General features: G+C 66.4%; 2 protein-coding genes. Both read left to right on the top strand.

Translation table 11 applies throughout. The features are described from left to right. Positions 1 to 299: 299 nt before the first annotated feature. Positions 300 to 1,109 (top strand): amino acid ABC transporter permease, encoded by an 810-nt coding sequence (locus EOA28_RS34310; RefSeq protein WP_127250205.1) that lies wholly within the window; start codon positions 300 to 302, stop codon positions 1,107 to 1,109. Between the two features lie 57 nt (positions 1,110 to 1,166). Beyond that, the gene (locus EOA28_RS34305; protein WP_127250204.1) at positions 1,167 to 1,817 is read left to right on the top strand and encodes a class I SAM-dependent methyltransferase; all 651 of its coding nucleotides are present in this window, start codon (positions 1,167 to 1,169) and stop codon (positions 1,815 to 1,817) included. Positions 1,818 to 1,920: the final 103 nt, after the last annotated feature.

The raw sequence follows: 1,920 nt of genomic DNA, 5'->3' as shown, positions 1-1,920 counted from the left end.
CTGACATTGCGCCCAGTCCCCCCTCTCTGCCCTGCCGGGCCCGGCCCTTCGCTGTCGCTCCCGGCGTTCGTCGTTCGAAAAGCCAAGCAATTGGCTTTTCGTCCGCTACGCGGACCTCTCCTCACCCCCCTCAAGGGGGGAGATTGGACGTCGCGCCGGCTTTCGCCAACTATCGACGTCGCAGAGTCTGCGGAGCGGCTCAAACTGCTAATCTCCCCCCTTGAGGGGGAGATGGCCGGCAGGCCAGAGAGGGGGGCCTGGGCGCCATCCTCTCGGAACGTCCGCTCCACCGGCGTCGCATGATGGCCGCATCCACCACCAAACCCGAATTCCCCTGGTGGCTTGCCGCCGCGGCCGTCCTCGCACTGGCTGCAGCCCTCGCCATCGCGTCCAGCGACCTCTATGCCGAGGTCTTCGCCACCGTCGCCAAGGGCATCGGCATCACCATCATCGTCACCGCGGTCGCCTTCGCCTTAGCCTCGGCGCTTGGGCTCGGCATCGCGCTGATGGCGCTGTCGGGATCGCAGTGGCTGCGCCAGATCGCGCGCTTCTATGTCGAGATCATCCGCGGCGTGCCGATCCTGGTGCTGTTGTTCTGGATCGCCTTCGCCGGCGCGCCGGCCTTCGTCGCCGCCTGGAATGCGCTGACCGCGCCGCTGCAGAGTGCCGGGCTGATGGGCGAACTCCTGGTGCGCGACGTGTCGCTGTTGTGGCGCGCCATCATGGCTTTGACCATCGGCTATTCGGCCTTCATCTCGGAGGTGTTCCGCGCCGGCATCCAGTCGGTCGAGAAAGGCCAGATCGAAGCCGCCAAGGCACTCGGGCTCAGCCGCGCGCAACGTTTCAGGCTGATCGTGTTCCCGCAGGCGATCCGCATGATCCTGCCGCCGCTCGGCAACGACTTCGTCGCCATGGTCAAGGATTCCTCGCTGGTCTCCGTGCTCGGGGTCGCCGATATCACCCAGATCGGCAAGGTCTATGCCGCCGGCTCCTTTCGCTTCTTCGAGACCTATTCGATCGTTGCCTATATCTACCTCATCCTGACCGTCGGCCTGTCGCTGGCGCTGCGGGCATTGGAGCAGCGGCTGCGTCGGCAACACGGGGAATAGCCGGCAGCAAAAGTCCGCGCTACGATCCTCCGCTCATCATTGCGGAGGAGACGCCCCATGAATCTCGACAAGGCCAATGCGGCGCTGGATTCCGTCTATTCGGCCGACTCGCCGGAAGGGCTCGCCAGGGCCTATGCCGACTGGGCCGCGACCTATGACAGCGAGACCGCTTCGCTGGGTTACCTTCTGCCGTTCCTGATCACCGCCTGGGTGGCGCGGCACGTGCCGGCGGGCGAAGGCCCGCTGCTCGACGCCGGCTGCGGCACCGGCCTGTCAGGGCCGTCGCTGAAGGCGCTTGGCTATGGCGACATCGTCGGCCTCGACCTCTCCGATGACATGCTGAAGATCGCCGGCAGCCGCCAGGCCGACAACAAGCCGGCTTATGGCGAGCTGAAGAAGGCGATGCTCGGCGGCCCGCTGCCCTGGCCGGATCGGCATTTTCGCGCCTTCTTCTCGACCGGCGTCTTCACCATCGGCCACGCGCCGGCCTCCGGCCTGCACGAACTGGTGCGCATCACCAAAAGCGGCGGCCACGCCATTTTCACCGTGCGCGACCAGGTGTTCGAGAGCGGCGGGTTTCAGGGCGTGTTCGACGAGCTGACGCGGGCAGGGAGATGGCGGCTGGTGGAGCAGAGCCCATGGTTCCGCTGCTACGCGATCGGCGATCCGGAGGCGCTTGTGAAGACCTTTGTGTTCGAGGTGGTGTGAGCGCCAGTCTCTCCTTCCCCCCTTGTGGGGGAAGGTGGCCGCATAGCGGCCGGATGAGGGGTGCTCCGGGGAATGCCGGCGTCTCACTCCGCTGGAACACCCC

The sequence above is a fragment of the Mesorhizobium sp. M2A.F.Ca.ET.067.02.1.1 genome, from assembly GCF_004023285.1.
In the GTDB taxonomy this organism is placed as follows: Bacteria; Pseudomonadota; Alphaproteobacteria; order Rhizobiales; family Rhizobiaceae; genus Mesorhizobium.
This window is presented reverse-complemented; position numbering and strand designations above follow the sequence as displayed.

Excerpts from the sequence above, each read along its gene's own strand:
- EOA28_RS34310 (WP_127250205.1), top strand. The coding sequence starts at position 300 with ATGATGGCCGCATCCACCACCAAACCCGAATTCCCCTGGTGGCTTGCC.
- EOA28_RS34305 (WP_127250204.1), top strand. The coding sequence starts at position 1,167 with ATGAATCTCGACAAGGCCAATGCGGCGCTGGATTCCGTCTATTCGGCC.